Annotated in this window: 10 protein-coding genes; 1 reads left to right on the top strand and 9 read right to left on the bottom strand. The window is 37.1% G+C overall.

The window, feature by feature from the left end:
- Window positions 1-3,654 (bottom strand): metallophosphoesterase (locus tag Q0252_RS06160; protein ID WP_297984658.1); only part of this gene is annotated, 3,654 nt, incomplete at its 3' end.
- A gap of 31 nt (window positions 3,655-3,685) precedes the next feature.
- On the opposite strand from Q0252_RS06160, the gene Q0252_RS06155 reads away from it, so the two are divergent.
- Entirely contained in the window at window positions 3,686-4,867 is a 1,182-nt protein-coding gene (locus tag Q0252_RS06155; RefSeq protein ID WP_297984657.1) for a Pycsar system effector family protein, read from the top strand.
- Here Q0252_RS06155 and Q0252_RS06150 read toward each other — a convergent pair.
- The 8 genes from Q0252_RS06150 to nuoH all read right to left on the bottom strand — a co-directional run bounded on the left by Q0252_RS06150 (window position 4,864) and on the right by nuoH (window position 14,803).
- Complete coding sequence (locus tag Q0252_RS06150) at window positions 4,864-7,143, bottom strand: GAF domain-containing protein (protein ID WP_297984656.1); 2,280 nt, start codon at window positions 7,141-7,143, stop codon at window positions 4,864-4,866. The genes Q0252_RS06155 and Q0252_RS06150 overlap by 4 nt on opposite strands.
- Before the next feature lie 90 nt (window positions 7,144-7,233).
- Window positions 7,234-8,619 carry an NADH-quinone oxidoreductase subunit N gene (locus tag Q0252_RS06145; RefSeq protein ID WP_297984655.1) on the bottom strand — a complete coding sequence of 462 codons (1,386 nt, stop codon included), beginning with the start codon at window positions 8,617-8,619 and terminating at the stop codon, window positions 7,234-7,236.
- 76 nt (window positions 8,620-8,695) lie between these two features.
- Window positions 8,696-10,186, bottom strand: coding sequence for a NuoM family protein (locus Q0252_RS06140; protein ID WP_297984654.1), 1,491 nt, complete (start codon window positions 10,184-10,186; stop codon window positions 8,696-8,698).
- On the bottom strand, window positions 10,186-12,081 hold the full coding sequence (gene nuoL, locus Q0252_RS06135; RefSeq protein ID WP_297984653.1) for an NADH-quinone oxidoreductase subunit L: 1,896 nt from the start codon (window positions 12,079-12,081) through the stop codon (window positions 10,186-10,188). The genes Q0252_RS06140 and nuoL overlap by 1 nt, the downstream gene beginning before the upstream one ends.
- Before the next feature lie 6 nt (window positions 12,082-12,087).
- Window positions 12,088-12,417, bottom strand: coding sequence for an NADH-quinone oxidoreductase subunit NuoK (gene nuoK / locus Q0252_RS06130; protein WP_297984652.1), 330 nt, complete (start codon window positions 12,415-12,417; stop codon window positions 12,088-12,090).
- A 4-nt stretch (window positions 12,418-12,421) separates the two neighbouring features.
- Window positions 12,422-12,919: an NADH-quinone oxidoreductase subunit J gene (locus Q0252_RS06125; protein ID WP_297984651.1), complete on the bottom strand. Its 498-nt coding sequence runs from the start codon at window positions 12,917-12,919 to the stop codon at window positions 12,422-12,424.
- On the bottom strand, window positions 12,920-13,474 hold the full coding sequence (locus Q0252_RS06120; RefSeq protein WP_297984650.1) for an NADH-quinone oxidoreductase subunit I: 555 nt from the start codon (window positions 13,472-13,474) through the stop codon (window positions 12,920-12,922).
- Window positions 13,475-13,726: 252 nt separating this feature from the next.
- Window positions 13,727-14,803: an NADH-quinone oxidoreductase subunit NuoH gene (gene nuoH / locus Q0252_RS06115; RefSeq protein ID WP_297984649.1), complete on the bottom strand. Its 1,077-nt coding sequence runs from the start codon at window positions 14,801-14,803 to the stop codon at window positions 13,727-13,729.
- Window positions 14,804-14,842: the final 39 nt, after the last annotated feature.

The raw sequence follows: 14,842 nt of genomic DNA, 5'->3' as shown, positions 1-14,842 counted from the left end.
GTAGAAATACTGTGCTCTCGCACTGAAACTTTCAACCAATCCCAGCCAAATTCCACCGCCGTAACTTTGGTGCCATTTTCTGGAGTTTTCGCCGTCGTTCCAAACGCGACCAATGTCGTAACCTGTAAAAATTCCCCAATCTGCGGGAGCAATTTTATTCGCCAGTTTGCCAAAATTCCAACGGATATCGGTACTGTTTGCAATGGCTGATTTTCCGGAGAAACGGAAGTTTTTGTAACCGCGTAAGTTTCTGTCGCCACCAATGGAAGCCGCCTGATAAAATTCGAAATTATTATTGTTAATCCAGTTAAAATCGGTAGAGTTGGCTAATATAAATCTGCCTTTCTTGTCGATTCTGTGGTCAAGATTTAAGTTTCCGTTGACGCTGAAAAAATTTCTGTTCTTATCTGAAAACGATGTTTTCCAGCCGGTATTCAACAAAATATCCATCCCGAAAAATGGGAAATATTTTTCTGCAATATTCTGATAATTAAATATATAGTTTATATTTCCAAAGTTCTGGCTTTTGAAAACAGAAGGATTAATATCTGCGGAATTCATCACAATTCGGTCATTATTTTGCTCAATTTTATTGCTTTCGAAACCTGCCTGTATTTGATGCTTAAAATTCATCCAGCCTTTTCTGGAAATAGAAGGAGCGAATGAAAAAATAGAGCGACGTACTCTATAAAAATCCTCCTTGAAAAGATCTTTGCTGTAGGTACTAACGTTCGATAAACCAAAAAAGTTTTGCGTGTTTTTTGGTGTGGTATAAAAAGCATCCAGTTCCAAATCCCATTGTGATACTGCTTTCTTGAATATTCCTTTGTACGTGGCACTGAACGAACCTGTGGCAGTGAAAAGTCCCAGTTTTAAGTTGTGTCTTTGTGAATATGGCTCCCGAATAAAATTGTTAACTCTATAACCTACAATTCCTTGAAATTGTACTCCATCGTCAGGATTGTAATTGGCCATTGGTAGTATATTGAAATTATTATACATCGGCTTTTTATGGTCGTAGGTATTCGTTTTGTAATCATCAGAAATTCTTTTAGTTCCTTTAGTATAAGTATTTTCTTCCGATCTAAAATCATAGATTTTTACGTGGCTTCCGTTTTCTACCAGATAATGATCTTCATCGTAACCACCAATTAAGCGAATTTTTGTACGGTTGTTTTCGGAACCGGAAATAGTATAAACATCATTGTCGTTGAGTCCATATACCCACAATTCTTTCGTTTTTTTTGGATCAATTTCTCTTTTTGAAATTAATATCTTTTCACCTGATTTATTTTTCTCGTAATGAAGCACAACTATTGAATTTTTAGTTTTTTCGATTTCGAAAAAATCTACTTTATCTGTTCCGGTGATGATTACTTTATTTTGCAAAGCCTTAAAATATTCGGCTGCATATAGGTCGAGTTCTTTTCTTCTCGCAATGAGTTTTGTTTTGATATCTTCTGCGGTTTGGTCTTGTACTTCTTTAGGAAGTTGTAGAAAAGCATAGTCAATATCTTCATCAGTAAGGTTTTGCTGGATGTATTTGGCTTCTTCCAACCAAACATTCTCCCCAGAATGTTTTGCAAAAATTAAGTCTAAAGGATATGCTTCTCGGTTCAGCCATTTTACTTTCTTTTGGTGCGCTTTGAAAGTTTTCATGTGCTTTAGCGCTTCTGCAGTCATAATAATGGGCAATAATTTACCACCATACTTGCTGAATGCCTGATCTCTATCTTTAGGAATTGGTTTGTATAATGTTTTGTCCCCATTTTGATAAGCTGCCCATTTCCATTGGTCATCATGTCTGTCCCAATCACCAATTAAGATGTCAAACAACCTTGCTCGGACGTACGCTCTTTCATCTACTTCATATTTTTGTGGTTTTTGGAGGTTTCTTATGGCATCATCAGTGTCATCAAACCTTTCTGCGTTACCGAAATAAGATAATGTTGTAGGATCTTCTGAAATCTGCTCTTCCAACATATATAGACGGTCACCATACGCATCGTTGTATTTTCCCAATAAATTTTGCTTTGGTAAAAAATATAGCTTTGGATTGGTATGGAAAATATCTAATTTTTCTGCCATATGTCCCACTGCAAAAGGGGTAAATGGATGGTTTGAAGTATAGAAATCTTGTAGGAATTTTTCAGTAAACGTATTGTCAAATTCATTTCCGAAAGATTTGTTTTTTAAAGCTACTGTTTTTAAAAAACGTGTTGCGCTTTTTGAAAGTTGTCTGAAAGTGAAAATTTGCTGTTCTGGATTAATGAATCGAAGTGAATTGCTTTGATGTCCACCGCCTTCTCGAATAGGTTTTAAACCTCCTTTCAACACTGATAAATCAGCAATGGGAGCTTCTATTGGAACTCCGAAATAAGGTCTGTACTTTTCTCCAAATAAAAAATTTTGAATCAATCCTTTTTTTGCAAGTTTCACTGGATATACTGTTGCGGTATATTTTTCAGGTAAATCTGTTGTATTTTCTTTAATTAAAGATTCCTGACTTTCCAATACAGGAATAGAAACCAAATTTTGAAAATGACCATTTTTTGTACTGAAAAAGTGTACTTCAGATTTTCCATCCTTAGCGATGGTAAGTTCTGCAAACCCACTTCCTCCGTATGAAAAATCTGTTTTTTTGGTAATCGTAGATGGATCGGTTTTCGATCCTGCACCGCTAATAATTTGTCGGATATTACCTTGTTCATGATACTGTAGGTTGTGATCATGTCCGGAGACCAAGATGATATTTTTATTGTCCTGTACAATGTTTTTTATTCTATTTGCTAATTCTGCATAATGTTCATTGCTAAGGTCTACAGTGGTAACACCGGAGGTCTTTCGCAGGATATTTAATGCTGACGAAACAACTGGTACTGGGATATTGCTCTTAAATGGAAAAATATGCGCGCTGAAAGAGTCGAATCCAGCATGATTTCCTGAACTGATCACAGGATGGTGTAACGCAATTACGATGGTTTTGTTTTGATTTTTTTTAATGATATCATCCAGTTCGGTGAAAAAATCCTCCCTTGTTTTAATCTCACAATTTTTGTTGATTCCGTAGTTTTTGTCCCAATCGGTAAGATACCATTCCGTATCTACCACGATTAGTTTTATGTTATCATTAAGGTTAATATCATCAATTGGGCAGCCATTTTGCGGTAAAAAAACCTTTTTCTGGTTTAGATATTCTTCTACAAAATTCTCCTGAGCTTTTAATCCTTCCAAACCATGGTACCAATCATGATTTCCAGGAATCACCAATGTTTTTCCTTCAAAATTTTTGGTAATTTTTAATTGGTTTTCCATTTTTATCCTGGCCAATTGATATTCTTTATCGCTTACCTTGGGCATTCCTACAGGATATATATTGTCTCCAAGAAAAATTAGCATCGAATTTTTATTGGCAGAATCTAGCTTGTTTTTTAAGAAATTTAAAGTTTGTTGTGCTTGTGGTTCATCTGCATTTCCAGCGTCGCCAACTAAAAATAACTGGAAGGAATCTTCGGTTGATTTTTCTTTTTGTTGGATGGTTTTTAATTCTTTTCCTTTCTGAAGTTCATACGTTGCGCAAGAATTCAGAAAAAAAATGCAAAATACTATAATTGTTGTTGGATAGAAATGGTAAAAAATATATTTTAAATTCATAATTTTACTTAATCAAAATAGAAAAATATTCATGACATTGCTCGAAAAGACCAGAATATTTGTTGAAAATTTATTCAAAGATAAACTTTCTGATCATTATCTATATCATAATTTTCAGCATACCGTTTTTACAGTGGATGCAGTGTCAAAAATTTCGGAAAATGAAAATATTGGGTTAGAACGACAAGAAAAGTTATTGATTGCAGCATGGTTTCATGATACTGGATATACTATTAATGCTGAATTGCACGAGGAAAAAAGTGTCGAAATTATGTCTTCTTTTTTGTTGAGTGAAGGTCAATCACAAGCTTATATTGATGAAGTAGCACAACTAATTATGTCTACAAAGATTGGGTATTTTCCCCAAAATATTTTGGAGCAGATAATTAAAGATGCGGACTGTGCACATTTTGGAAGCGAACAATATCCTCAGATTTCTGCTGACCTTAGAAAAGAGTGGGAACTAACCGGTTTTCGAACTTTCACTGATGTGCAGTGGAATCAGGAGAACTGTCGTGTATTAAGAGATATGCATCGGTATTATACAGATTTTGCAAAGAAAATGCTGAACCCAACAAAACAGAATAACATAAAAAAAATTGAAGAAAAATTGGAAGAACAAGAAAAAGAGATCCATAAAAAAGAAGAAAAAAAGAAAGATAAAAAAGCGGATAAAGAACTGAAAACAGACCGTAGCGTAGATACAATGTTCCGCGTGACGCTTAATAACCATACCAGACTTAGTGATATAGCGGACAGCAAGGCGAATATATTACTTTCGGTTAATGCCATCATTATTTCCGTCAGTTTAACAGTGTTGATCCCTAAGTTGGATGCACCGTCTAATGCACACCTTATTTTTCCTACTTTTCTCCTGATTATTTTCAGTGTAGTTACGATTATTTTTGTGATTTTATCTACAAGACCGAAAGTTACCGAGAACAAATTTTCGATGCAGGATGTAAAAAATAGAAAAGTAAATCTTTTGTTTTTTGGAAATTTTAACCAGATGAGTTTTGAAGAGTTTTTACCATCAATGCGAGAACTGTTGGCAGATAAAGAATATCTGTACGATACGATGATTAAGGATTTGTACGCTTTGGGACAGGTTTTGGATAAAAAGTACAAAATGCTTCGAGTTGCCTATACCATTTTCATGGTCGGAATTATCGTTTCTGTGCTGGCGTTTGTGTATGCGTTTTGGACCATTTAGATTGAAACTCTCAGCGCACGAAGTCCGGTAATTCCCTGCAAATTTTCGATTTCTACATCTTCCAAAGTATTGTGAAGCAAGCCTTTGTTTTGTAGTTTTTCAATGAATTGAAGGTATTGTTTTTTGCTTTCTTCGGCGTAATAAACAATCGCGATTTTTCCCGGTAATGCAAGTCTTTCAGTTGAATTTTTCAGCGTAGCTTTTTCCAGCCTTTTCTTGATAATTTCGTAGCGCGTGTTGAAAGCGCCATCTACATCGAAGCGTTTTTCATCCATTCGGAAACGGATATCTATTTTTTCATCATAAACCAAAATCATCGACGCAACATCCAAAGCATAGGGGAGTGTAGCTTTGAATTCGTTATAATTCCGCTCCATTTTCGCCATGGTTTTCAGTTGCCAATAACGCAGTTTTGAAACGGTTTCTTCATTAAAAGCGATGTTCGGCGTGATGCTTTGTCCGGCAAACATATCATATTCAACACCATCCGATTGGAATTTTTCAAAATAGTGCGGATAAATTTTCTGGGCTTTCCTCTGTTTTTGGTCGAGGAAATTGGAAAGATTTAAATTGATTTGTCTAATCGCTTCATCCAAATTGCCGCGGTTTCTGTAAAACTGCAGATTTTTCGGATTTAAAATTTCAAAATACAAACGCGAAATTTCACCATAATTTTCTAAGAACGGATGAATTTCAGCCAACATTAAACGCTGAAAACGGTTTTCTGTATCTGCTTTTAGAGAATCGGAAATTTCTGCTTCGAATTCATTTAAGGCTAAAATATATTTCTCCTTTTCCGGATTTTCAATCTGATTAAATAGGAAATACAACGCGTTGATTTGCTCTTTTAAATCCAAAGCCAAACATTCCTCTCGTTTCAACGAAGATGCTCTGATGTCGGTTTGTCCGAAGAACGGAACCAAATTTTTGAACGAAATCTCGCGAAGCGTATAATTTTCTCCAACAAATTGCGCGTTGAAAGATTTTTCCGCCTGTTCCTCGAATTTCCACATCACGCTGGGATGAATCGAGGTGTATTCTTTCTGAATAATCGAATCGATTTGATTTGATTTTTCATGTTTGAAACGGTTGAGCGTATTCAGAATATAGGGAAGAATGTAATCTAACTTCTTCAGTTTTAAGCCTGTTAAAGCATTTTTCTTTGAAGAACTGATTTCCAGTAAAGCCAGAATTTTGCCATCCTTCACAATCGGAATGACAATGAAACTTTTGATATTATTTTTCTGCAGATTTTCGAATGAAGGATGATTTTGAAGTTCTTCATCAATTAAATCTACATCAGAAACGACAAACGGTTTAGGGTTGTACATCAAATTCTGGAAAATAGTTTCGCGCATTTTCGGGTCGTACTTCGAGTAGGAAGTCCAGAAATCGAGAATGGCGTTGGAAAAAAGACTTCTGTACAATTCCACATATTCCAGATTCATTGTTTTCTGGTCGAAAAGCATAATTCCAAAGTTCAAATCCGGAACATCCATATAAGAACGGAAATATTCGGTAAGATTTGGGTCTGCTTCAATATTTTCCGGGTCGATGTTGAGCATCGTCGTTTTGATGTCCGAAAGCGCAACTTCTGAGGTAGCGTCCGTAAGAGAAATAATCGAAAACCCTTTCAGAATCCAGCTTTTTGGTGGGAAGAATTTTTTCCAGAGATGAATGTCTTCAAAATTATTCAGTAACTCCGTGATTTGACCTTCGTTTGGAAATTTTGAAAATTCAGTAGGTAAAATATCAGTAAAGTCTGCATTAATCGTAATTCTGTAATGCTTCATTACGCCTCTGGAATCAGGAATGTCATAATAAAACGGCAAAGAAATCGCTACTTCTTTCTTAAAATAAGACTGAAGAATAACACAACAGCTGAACACATAAAATTCGTCAGCTGAAATATCCCTTAAATCAAGTTCAAATTCTTTTCCGGCATCGTCCAGAATTGTTCTGAATCTTTCCGTAAAATTAAAGCAGAAATCCGAAAAAGGAATCGTTGCAGCCTTGATTTCATTTTTGGTCAAAGCCGTAGGAAAAAGGTCTGCCAATAGAATTTTGAGCAGTTCTTCATTTTCTGTGATGAAAGAAGTGTCTTCTGTTCCGTCGCGAAGTTCTTTGAGCTTCTGGCTGTTTTCCAGCAAGGATTTGGCATAATTTACCCTGTAATCAACTTCATCGTTATCACGGACATGCTCCAGAAACTCCAGATATTTATGGAAAGAAATCTGAAGCTGAAACGGGGTTTCTCTGTCGTATACTGCGTTCAAAGTAAAGGATAAATTTTTACTCAATAAATTTAATCAAATAAAAAAACACAACCAAAGTTGTGTTTTTTGTTGGTAGCGTGTTGCTTAATTTTATTTTGCCAAGCCAAACTGCATCGCAAACAAATCCGGATAAACACCCATTGCTACAATAGCAACGATGATGAATACCGCAACAATATTATACGTTAAAGAAACTTTTTCTGAAGTTTTGAAACTGCTTTCTTTCGGGAAGAACATTGCCATAATAATTCTTAAATAGTAAGCAATAGAAATTGCAGAACCTAAAACCGCGATTAAAACCAGGAAAGCTCCACCGTTCATCGCCTGAGAAAACAGGGAGAATTTACCCATAAATCCTGCAGTTAATGGAATTCCGGCCATACTCATCAAAGAAATTGCACAAACAGTGGCCAGTAAAGGTTCTGTTTTTGCCAATCCACGGAAGGCATTGATGGAAGATTCTCTTTTCAGTTTTTCAACCCAAATTAAACACATGAAAACGCCTACAGTTGCTAAGGCATAAGCAAATAGATAGAACGCCAAATTGTAGGTAGAAAGATTGTTGATTCCGAAGAAAATTAAAGCGATGTAACCTGCGTGAGAAACTGACGAATATGCCAACATTCTTTTCGCGTTGCTTTGCGCCAATCCCATTGCATTGGCAAGGAATAAGGTGATAATGATTAAAACTCCGATAACGTTAATCCAACCTGCAGAAATTCCTGTGAAAGCAATCGTCATTAATTTGAAGAAAGCTGCAAAACCAGAAATTTTCACAACTGATGCCATGAAAGCAGTGATTAAAGACGGCGCTCCCTGATAAACGTCAGGATTCCACATGTGGAACGGTGCTAAAGCTACTTTATAGGCCAATGCTGTCAACATGAGAAGTGCACCCATCAACAACATCACATCTTTAGGATTTTTCAGTGAAAAATCGTGAATTTTATAAAGGTCGAAACTTCCTGTACTTCCATATACCAGCGCAATTCCAAACAGAAGGAAACCTGTGGCAAAAGCACCTATTAAGAAATATTTCATGGAAGCTTCGGTGGAACGAAGGTCGGTTTTATTACTTCCTGCCATTACGTATAAAGGAATAGAAAGAATTTCAATCCCTATAAATAATGTTACTAAATTTTGATAACCGAAAAGAACAATTCCACCAACCAGCGAGAACAGCATCAATGAATACAATTCGGATTGGTGACTTCTGTGGTTGCTGAATGCAAATGCACCCAAAAAGAATAACAGCAAAGTAATTACAATAGAAATTTTTGTAAAAAGCGCGCTGTTCAGACCGAATTCGTACATGCTTTTGTACTGGTTGAAGAAAGAAAGTTCCGGAAGAAAGCTTGATGCAAAAGCCATCAAAAGCCCCATGATTCCGAAATATCTTGCATACTTTCCGTTACCGAAAACCCCCGCGAACAAAACCGCCAATGCTGTAAGGAAAACAATAATTAAAACCGTCATGTTATTTTTTATGTTTCAGGACTTTGGTAAACCTTCGGTCCTTATTTTTAATTTTTTACTCTTTAATTCAAATATTTTAGTTCGCCATTGATGCATAGATGAACTTCAAAGAACTGTTCACTAGTTCAATGATGCTTTGTGGCCAAACTCCCAGAATAATTACATATACTGCGATACTTGCCAACACTGAAAATTCTACGGCAGAAACATCTTTAATTCCAGCCAAAATTCTTTCATCACCTTTTCCGAACATTGCTTTTCCGTACATTCTCAGCAGATAAGCTGCACAAAGAATGATGGTTAAACCTGCAATAATTGCAGCCAAAGCATTGTAATCGAAAACAGATTTAATCAAGATAAATTCTCCGATGAAACCGTTGGTTAACGGAACTGCCATTGAACCTAACAGGATAATCATGAACAACGTCGCAAAAACAGGAGCTACTTTGGCTAAACCTCCCATTTGACGAATATCTCTTGTTTTGAATCTTTTGTATAAAATATCAGCACAATAAAACATCCCAACCACGTTAAGTCCGTGAGCAAAAGCCTGAACCATCGCACCTTGTCCACCTTCGAAAGTGAAAACTCCCTTCATCGTTAATACTGCGGAAGCAAAAATACCTGCAACAATTAATCCAACGTGGGAGAAGGAAGAATAGGCGATAATTCTCTTCGAATCATTAATCACCAAAGCAATTAAAGCTCCGTGAATAATTCCGCAAATCGCAAGAACCATCACAATCTGTCCGGAAATCCCCATAATTGGAGCCGGAGTAATTGGCAATAGATATCTTAAAATTCCGTACACTGCCATTTTCAGCATAATCCCCGAAAGCAACATTGAACCCTGAGTAGGAGAGTAGGTATAGGTATCCGGTTGCCATGTGTGGAACGGGAAAATCGGAAGTTTAACTGCAAATGCAAAGAAAATGAACCAGAAAACAACAGTTTGCTGCGTGACATTCATATTGTTGTTATACAAATCCGTTAACGCCATGGAAGCGGAATGATTATACACGTAAATCAAACCAGCCAACATGAACAGTGAACCTACGAATGTATAAACGAAAAATTTCGTAGTGAACTTGATTCTTTTGTCTTCCTGTCCCCAAATTCCGGCGATAAACCAAATCGGAATCAGCGTTACTTCCCAAAAAATGTAGAACCACAGTCCGTCCAAAGCAGTGAAAACACCTACCAAACCAAACTGCATCAACAAAATTAATCCGTAGAAATTATTGTTGTATCCAGGCTTCTCGTTGAAAGAAGAAAGGATAATTAAAGCTGTTAAAATATTTGTCAAAAGCAGCATCAAAAGGCTCATTCCGTCAATTCCGAAATGGATGGAACTCTTGATGAAGTTGGACCAAGGATACGTTACTTCGTAATCCAGTTTAGAATCTACCGTTGGAATATGGTTGAAATTTGCTAGAACGTAAAACGTTAAAAACATTTCCACGAAAGCAATTCCCAAAGCCAAATATTTACTTGCAGGGTTTTTCCATGCAAAAACCAACGCCGAACCTACAAGTGGTAAAAGTAATAATGTTAATAATAAACCCATTATTGTAGTAAAAAGTTAACAATTAAGATAATTCCGATAGCCAAAGACATGATGAGAACATAGTTCTCCACGTTTCCGTTCTGCAGTTTTTTCGCTGCAACGCCGGAATCTTCAGCTCCCCAACCGATGAAGTTGACAAAACGGTCCAAAATTCCTTTATCGAACATATTTCCACCAACGCCTAAACCTTCTGTGAGTTTCACAAAAGTAGCGTCGTAAACCTCGTCGATAAACAATTTCTTGTTCGAAAGTTTTTCCCAGCCTTCGTACTGTTCTTCAGCAAGAGGAAGTTTTTTCTTGTTCACGTAGATGTTTTTCACAACGAACCATACTACGAAGACCATGATCACCGTCGCCGCCAAAAGAATCATTTCTGTATTGAAAGGAACTTCAGCCAACTTCACGTCTGTAGCATATAATCCGTGCAACCAATGGTCGAGTTTTGCGTAATGACCATGACCAATGAAATGCGGAAGATTGATGAAACCACCAACAACGGAAAGTAAAGCCAAAACAATCAAAGGTAAAGTCATGTTCAAAGGACTTTCGTGAAGATGATGTTTCTGTTCTTCAGTACCTCTAAATTCTCCGTGGAACGTCAAATAATACATTCTGAACATATAAATCGCCGTCATTGCAGCTACGATGAACAATACTACCCAAAGAAGCGGATTTTTACTGTAAACATTTGTTAAAATTTCGTCTTTCGAAATCATCCCGGAAAGGAATGGAAAACCTGAAATTGCCAATGTTCCGATGAAGAAAGTAATATGCGTAATTGGAATTTTTTTCTTCAAACCACCCATATATCTCATGTCCTGTTCTCCGCTCATTGCGTGAATTACTGAACCTGAACCTAAGAATAATAAAGCTTTAAAGAAAGCATGCGTCATTAAGTGGAACATCGCTGTTGTGTAAGCTCCAACGCCTAAAGCAACAAACATAAATCCTAACTGAGAGACAGTAGAATAAGCCAAAACTTTTTTGATGTCGTTCTGTCTTAAACCGATAAATGCTGCCACCAAAGCTGTTAAAAGTCCGATGAACAGAATTCCATTCAGCGTAGTTGGAGCCAAAGAATATAGGAAGTTAGAACGTACTACCAAATAAATACCGGCTGTAACCATCGTCGCAGCGTGGATTAATGCTGATACCGGAGTTGGACCTGCCATTGCATCAGGAAGCCAAGTAAATAGTGGAATCTGTGCAGATTTACCCACAGCACCAATGAATAAACTTGCCGTGATGAAGATAATAATGATTCCGTCCAGCTCAAATCTACCGGAATTTTGTGCTACAGAAAGATAATCTACAGCATTGGTTTGATAAGCAATCATGAAGATTCCAATCAAAAGACCTAGGTCTCCAATTCTGTTCATAATGAACGCCTTTCTTGCCGCTTTTCCGTATTCCAGATTTTCGTACCAGAAACCAATCAAAAGATAAGAACACAAACCTACACCTTCCCAACCGATGAACAGAATCAGATAGTTGCTTCCCATCACGAGAAGCAGCATCGAGAAGATGAATAAATTAAGATAAGTAAAAAATTTGTAGAACCCTTTGTCGTGGCTCATGTAACCAATAGAGTAGAGGTGGATTAAAGAACCGATGCCCGTAATAATCATCACCATCATTAAAGACAGTTGGTCAATCTGGAAACCGAAATTCACCTGTACGCCGTTCACGGTAAACCATTCAAAAGCTTTTACAATAACCGGAGCACTGTCTGCATTGGTTTTGAAAAATAAACTAACTGCGATGCAAAAAGATGCAAAAACCACAAGTGTTGCAATACTTCCCACCACCATTTTCGGAAGTTTTTTTCCGAAAAGTCCGTTAATTAAAAATCCGAACAGGGGTAAAAGTATAATAGCGTAAACTAAATTTTCCATCCTATATTATCCTCTTAATTTATTAAAAATACTAACGTCTACAGATTTCGTATTTCTGTACATCATAGCGATAATGGCTAATCCAACAGCAACTTCAGCAGCTGCTACTACCATGATGAAGAATACCAAAAGCTGTCCGTTTCCGTCGCCTTTATAGGTTGAAAATGCTGCCAACAGAAGGTTTACAGAATTCAACATGAGTTCTACACAACCCAAAATAACAATGGCATTTTTGCGGACCAGAACTCCCAGAACCCCTAAACAGAACAACACCGAGCTCAGAATAATAAAATATTCCAGCGGAACCGCCTGTATAAATGAATTTACTTCTCCCATAATTCTATAAATCTTTTTTACCAATCAAAACCGCACTTACAATCCCTGCTAAAATCAGGATAGAAGCCAGCTCGAAAGGCAAAACATATTCGTTAAACAATAATCTGCCCAGGTTTTTCGTCAAACCAACGCTGCTGTCAACATTGCTTGCTGCAAAGGTATTGAATTTCAAACCTCTGTAAGCTCCAAGAAGCCCAATTAAAAGCAAACCTGCAGAAAATACACCGATGAATTTCATGAGGTTCTGCTTCTTGCTTTCATCCTCCTTTTTCAGATTCAACATCATTAATATATAGAGGAACAAAACCATAATAGCTCCTGCATAAACAATAATCTGTACAATTCCCAAAAACTGCGCATTCAGCAAAATATACATTGCTGCGATAGAAAACATTGTAACAATAAGGGAAAGTATAGCGTACAAAGGATTTTTAGCGAACACAAAATAAACGGCACTTGCCACAGCGCAGAACGCTACAAAGAAAAATAACAACTGTTCCATTTATTTCACCGATTTTTTTTGTAATTCACTCTGTCTGTCCGAAACATCAATTCTCGCATTGATTTTTTCAACCAGCTTATCTTTACCGTAGATGAAGCTTCCTCTGTTTTCTTCAACATTTACCAAACGGTCCGTTAAATAGATCGCAGATTTAGGACAAGCTTCTTCGCACATTCCGCAGAAAATACATCTCAGCATATTAATTTCGTACACCGATGCGTATTTTTCCTCTCTGTAAAGGTCTTTTTCATCTTTAGTTCTTTCAGCAGCGGTCATGGTAATGGCTTCAGCAGGACAGGCAACAGCACACAATCCGCATGCAGTACATCTTTCTCTGCCTTCTTCGTCACGCTTCAATACGTGTTCTCCGCGCCAAACTTTAGCTCTTGGTCTTACTTGTTCCGGGTAAGAAATCGTCACCGGACCTTTCAAAACTGTCTTCACAGCATGCTTAAAGGTAATTCCCATTCCGCCCAGAATTGCGGGAAGATAGATGCTTTCACCGAAAGTCATCTTCTTGTTGGAAACTACTTTTGCTCTATTTGTTAATTTCATTTTTCAGAAATATGATATTATTCTAATTTTTTTCAGAAGCAACACATTGGGAGCTTCTTACACATTCAGTCCCACTTTTCGCTTTATCTTTTGCTGCACTTCGTTCCGCAAAAGGATGCCGCTGCAATCGGGGCTAGAAGAACTTTCGGCCTTCTTTATATTTTTTTCTTGCGTGACACGCGATGAATCGCGTCTCTATATTTATAAATTGACAATTGACTTTTCACAATTGACAATCAATAGATTCACTTTTTATCCTTTCATAAAATGTTGATACGCCAAAATAATAGCACCAGTCAACATCAGGTTTAGCAATGCAAACGGAATCAGTTTTTTCCATCCAAGGTGCATCAGTTGGTCATATCTAAATCTCGGAAGTGTCCATCTAATCCACATGAATACAAAAATTCCGAAGAACGTTTTCGTTAAGAAAGCTACAATGGATAAAATTCCTGCAGCATTTTCTCCCCAATGTTCAGTTACCCAATCAATTCCCGGATAGTTGTAACCACCGAAGAATAAAACTGTAATCAATGCATTCGAGATAAACATGTTCACATATTCCCCAAACATATACAATCCCAATTTCATCGAAGAATATTCCGTGTGGTAACCATTTACAAGCTCGGATTCACATTCAGGCAAATCGAAAGGCGCTCTGTTCGTTTCAGCCAAAGCTGCTACAAAAAAGATGATGAAAGCAATCGGTTGATAGAAAATATTCCAGTTCAACCCTGAAATTTCGGGGATAATTCCCCAAATTTTTCCGTGCGTTTGCTGTTCAACAATCACTTTCAAATCCAATGAACCTGCCATCATAATAATCGCCAATAAAGCAAGACCCATGGCTAATTCGTAAGAAATCATCTGCGAACTTGCACGAATTGCTCCAATAAGGGAGAATTTATTGTTGGAAGCCCAACCTCCAATCATAATTCCATAAACTCCAATGGAAACCATTCCCACCAAATACAAAACTCCCACATCAATATTGGCAACCTGAAGGTCGAAAGAATTTCCTCCGATGTTCAAAGTTTTTCCCCACGGAATTACAGCTCCTGTAATCAGGGAAATAAACATTACTAGGGAAGGACCGATGATGAAAAGGAATTTTTCTGCTCCTGCCGGAGTAAAATCTTCCTTGAAGAAGAATTTTCCACCATCTGCAAGAGGCTGCAAAAGCCCGAAAGGTCCGGCTCTGTTTGGCCCAATTCTATCCTGCATAATTGCAGCAACTTTTCTTTCTGCCCAGGTTGAATAGGCTGCAACCGTTAATGCCAAAAGAAACAGGCCTAAAACTAATACGATTTTAAATGTAAGTAAATCCATTTTTAATGGTTCAAAGTTTAAAGTTTAAAGTTCAAAGTT

The organism is uncultured Chryseobacterium sp., assembly GCF_936933875.1.
GTDB lineage: Bacteria > Bacteroidota > Bacteroidia > Flavobacteriales > Weeksellaceae > CAKZIK01.
The sequence above is the reverse complement of the archived record's forward strand: the minus strand, read 5'-3'. Positions and strand labels throughout refer to the sequence as shown.